The following is a 3,785-nucleotide window of genomic DNA, read 5'->3' on the forward strand; positions in this document are numbered from 1 at the left end:
CTCACTTAGACGCTCGCTCACCGCACTCCATCCATCACCGTGCCGACCTCCCGGAGGCCACGTTAATACGGCGATGGCCGGGCACGGCCACCCGGCGGATCACGCACCGGATCGCTGCACACCCTGGGCTCCGTTCGCCGCGGTCAGGCGGGCTCGGACCCTGTCCGCCTGGGGGGCGCCGAGTTGCTCGAAGATGGTGAGGGCCTGGCGCCAGAGGCGGTGGGCGGCGAGGGTGTCGCCGGCATCGTTTCTGATCTTGCCGAGGTTGAGGAGGGCGAAGCCCTCGCCCAGCCGGTTGCCGATCGCGCGGGCGGCGTCCAGGGCACGCCGCGAGTGGTCCTCGGCCTCCTCCAGGCGGCCGAGGTCGCGGTAGGCCAGGCCGAGCGCCCAGAGCGTCCGGCTGATCCCCCAGTGGTCCTCGACCTGCTCGAACAGCGCCAGGGCCTGCCGCGAGTGCTCGATGCCCTCGGCGGGCCGGCGGATCCTCCCGCAGATCTCGCCGAGCTGGTAGCGGGCCCACGCCTCGCCCCAGCGGTCGCCGATGGCACGGAAGATCCGGTCGGCGCTCGTGCAGTCGCCCATGGCCTCGTCGAAGCGGCGGAGGTCGGTGAGCGCCACGCTGCGCAGGGTGCGGGCCGACGCCTCGATCCACGGCTCGCCGATCTCCCGGCCCATGGCGACGGCCGCCGCGAACCGCTCGAACGCCTCGTCGAAGCGGTGCACGTCCCGGTAGGCGTTGGCGATGCTCGTCAGCAGGTGCGCCTCGCCGTACCTGTCGCCGCCGTCGCGGACGGCGGCGAGGCCGAGGTCGTGCGTGACGATCCAGTCCGTCCACCGGGTCCGGAGGCTGAAATAGCTCCAGAGCGTGAACGGGAGCTTCCACGCGACGTCGTGGAGGCCGGCCTCGGCGGCGTGCCGTGTCGCCGCGACCAGGTTGAGCCTTTCTTCTTCGCACCACGTGAGCGCTGCGCCCGGGGAGGGCAGGGCGGCGGGTTCGCACGCCTGCCGGGGAGGGTCCAGCGGGACGCGGCGGCGGCCCGGCATCAGGACGCGGTCGGCCGCGTCCGCCGTGTGCAGGTACCAGTCGAGGACGCGCCGCACGGCCGCGTCCCGTTCCGGTTCCGGCTCGTCGGCGGTTGCGCGGTCGCGGGCGTAGACGCGGAGCAGGTCGTGCATCCGGAAACGCCCGGGCATGGTCTCCTGCAGCAGGTGCACGTCGGTAAGCGCTTCCAGCTGCTGACGCGCTAGCCGCGTCTCCTGCGCCGTGAGGACGGCGGCGGCGTCCAGGCCGATGTCGGGGCCCGGGTGCAGGCCGAGCAGGCGGAAGGTGCGGGCCGCGTCCGGCGGCAGGGCACGGTACGACCAGTGGAACGCCGCGCGCACCGCGACGGTCTCGTCGTCGGCCGCCGCGAGCAGGTCCAGGCGGCGGCGCTCGTCCTGGAGCTCCCGGGTCAGCCCGGCCAGCGTGAGCCGCGGGCGGATCGCCGCGCGCTCCGCGGCCAGCCGGAGCGCCAGCGGCAGGTTCGCGCAGAGCCGGGTCAGCTCCACGGCCGCCCCGGGTTCCGCGTCGACCCTGACCGCCCCGATCACCTCGCGCAGCAGCGCCAGCGAGTCCGCCTGGGAAAGGAGATCGACCGGAACCCGGCGCGCGCCCGTTCGGACGACGAGACCGGACATGCTGCCGCGGCTGGTCACGACCGCCATGCAGTCGCCCGTGCCCGGCAGGAGCGAACTGACCTGTGCCGACGAGGCGGCGTTGTCCAGCACGATCAGCATGCGCCGCCGGTCGAGCTGCGACCGGTAGAGCGCGGCCCGTTCCTCAAGTGTCGAGGGGATCGCCGCAGGCGGGACGTGGAGGGCGCGCAGGAACCCGTCGAGGACCTCGTCGGGCCGCGCGGGCGGGCCCGCGCGGCTGTAGCCGCGCAGGTCGACGAACAGCGTCCCGTCCGGGAAGCGGTGGCGCACCCGGTGGGCCCAGTGGACGGCGAGGGTCGTCTTGCCCACGCCGGCCATTCCCGACATCGACGCGATGACCACGGTGTTCGGGCGTGTGCCGGTCTCCTGCAGCAGGCCGGCCAGCTTCGCGAGTTCACCGGTCCGGCCGCTGAACCCGGACACGTCGGCTGGGAGCTGCTGGGGCGCCGGTCGCCCGGCCTGCGGGACGGCCCGGACCGGCGCCGCCAGGTCCAGCGACGGGTCGCCCGCGAGCACCGCCGCCTCCAGCCGCCGCAGCCGGAGGCCGGGCTCGATGCCCAGCTCCTCGGTGAGCACGCGCCGGGTCTCCCGGTAGACCTCAAGCGCCTCGGCCTGCCGCCCGGAGCGATACAAGGCGAGCATCAGCTGCGCCCGGTACCCCTCCCGGAGCGGATGCTCGGCGGCCAGGGCGCGGAGCTCGGGGACCAGCTCGCCGTGCCGGCCCAGGTCAAGTCCGGCGGAGACGTGCTCCTCGATGGCCGCCAGGCGCAGCTCGTCGAGCCGCACGGCCTCGTCGTGCAGGGGCGGGACCTCGGTCAGGCCCGTGTAGGCGTCCCCGCGCCAGAGCGCGAGCGCCTCGCTCAGCGTCGCGTGCACCGCGGACGCATCCGCGCATTCACCGGCGCTGCGCCCCCGGCCGACCAGATCCGCGAAGCGCTGCGCGTCGAGTTCCCCCGGCTCCACGGTGAGCGCGTAGCCGGGCGCGATCCTGGCGATTCGCTCCGGGCGGCCCAGCGTCCTGCGCAGCGTGTGCACGTACATCCGCAGGTTCGCCGGCGCCGACCGGGGCGGCCGGCCGCCCCACAGGGCGTCGGCGAGCAGATCGTCGGATACCGGACTATTGGCATGGCGGAGCAGAACCGCCAGCACGAGACGCAATTTGAATGACGTCAGCTCGAAGGCGCGCTCGCCTTCGGTGACCGAGAGTGGCCCTAAAACCCCGAACCGCATAGGAATGCCCCCCGTCCCCGTGCCCGGGACAGTAACACGCGACTCGTGCCGGATATCAGTGTTCTCCCGGCTTTTCTAATGATCATAAAGATCGGCATCACGCCCGTCCTTTCATGATCTTCGCCGCATATACGGCGAACATACGGCCGGTGTACGCGGCATTCTTAGCGTACGGCGCGTACCGATGTTCCCAAGAGCAGAGGGGATCTCATGCGAAACAGGTTCGCACGGGCGACGGCTCGCACCGCGGTGCTCGGCGCGTCCGCCGCACTGGTCGCGACGGCGGCTCCGGCCGCCTTCGCGCAGGACGCCGCGCCGGCCGCGCAGGGCCGCACCTGCGTGCTCAAGGCGGGTGGCGGCATGGACTGCGGGGGCGGCGGCCGGCGCATCGCCGCCGGGCCGTGGGCGATCAAGGTGCACCAGCACCCGAACTACGGCGGCGAGTCGGTCACGTTCTACCTTCCGGCCGGAGTGAGTCAGTGCTCGGGGCCGTTCGAGAACGAATACCCGATCAACATAGCGCACGGTGACTTCTGGGACAACCGGATCAGCTCCGTGCAGAGCAACGACGCCACCAACTGCAACATCAAGCTCTACGACGGCCACGAGCTCACCGCGAACACCCGGGGAAGCACGGGCTTCGCCGACCACTGCAAGCGTCTCAGCGACCCGTCGACTTGCGTCTACTACACCGCCCCCAAGAACAAGCCGTTCGACAACGTCACGAGTTCCTTCATCATCTCCTGACTTCTCGAACCGATCGCCCGCCCTCCGGCCGGAGGGCGGGCGATCATGGTTATGCGGGGTGCGGTCCGGGAAGGTCCACGGAAACTGCGCTGGGGGTGGAGGGGCACGGTGAC

Annotated in this window: 2 protein-coding genes; one reads left to right on the forward strand and one right to left on the reverse strand. The window is 72.1% G+C overall.

Translation table 11 applies throughout. The features are described 5' to 3' along the window. Window positions 1-99: 99 nt before the first annotated feature. On the reverse strand, window positions 100-2,844 hold the full coding sequence (locus E1293_RS45380) for an AfsR/SARP family transcriptional regulator (protein ID WP_165978702.1): 2,745 nt from the start codon (window positions 2,842-2,844) through the stop codon (window positions 100-102). 291 nt (window positions 2,845-3,135) lie between these two features. Here E1293_RS45380 and E1293_RS45385 point away from each other — a divergent pair, with 291 nt between their 5' ends. Beyond that, window positions 3,136-3,672, forward strand: a complete 537-nt coding sequence (locus E1293_RS45385; RefSeq protein ID WP_132206102.1) for a hypothetical protein — start codon at window positions 3,136-3,138, stop codon at window positions 3,670-3,672. Window positions 3,673-3,785 lie beyond the last annotated feature (113 nt).

The organism is Actinomadura darangshiensis (genome assembly GCF_004349235.1).
Classification (GTDB): Bacteria; Actinomycetota; Actinomycetes; order Streptosporangiales; family Streptosporangiaceae; genus Spirillospora; species Spirillospora darangshiensis.